The sequence below is a fragment of the Enterococcus sp. C76 genome (assembly GCF_040886985.1).
Taxonomy (GTDB): domain Bacteria; phylum Bacillota; class Bacilli; order Lactobacillales; family Enterococcaceae; genus Enterococcus_B; species Enterococcus_B lactis.
This window is the reverse complement of sequence record NZ_JBFOEY010000067.1, coordinates 1-321: the sequence shown is the minus strand read 5'-3', so window position 1 is coordinate 321 and position 321 is coordinate 1. Positions and strand designations below refer to the sequence as shown.

The following is a 321-nucleotide window of genomic DNA, read 5'->3' as shown; positions in this document are numbered from 1 at the left end:
AGGAGGACAGCGAATGATACCGAAGTTTAGAGCATGGCACATTATTGATAAAAAGATGATCTCGTGGAAAAGACTATTGAATGGCCATAATTTACGAAACGTTTTTATGCGGCCTGAAATGTGTAATTTGAAGCTTATGCAATCCACAGGACTGAAAGATAAGAACGACGTGGAGATATTTGAAGGGGATATAGTATTAGTCAGCGTACAAAATGGATTTGATTACTTAGATAATAAAGTTTGTATTGTCAAAAATTCAATAGATTATTCCGGATTAGTTTGTGCCACTGTTGATGAAGACTTAGAGTATCAAATTTTTAA

At 34.3% G+C, this 321-nt stretch carries 1 protein-coding gene; it reads left to right on the top strand.

Annotated elements, in window-relative coordinates:
• Window positions 1-13: 13 nt before the first annotated feature.
• Window positions 14-321 (top strand): YopX family protein (locus tag AB3I00_RS14780; protein WP_368025638.1); only part of this gene is annotated, 308 nt, incomplete at its 3' end.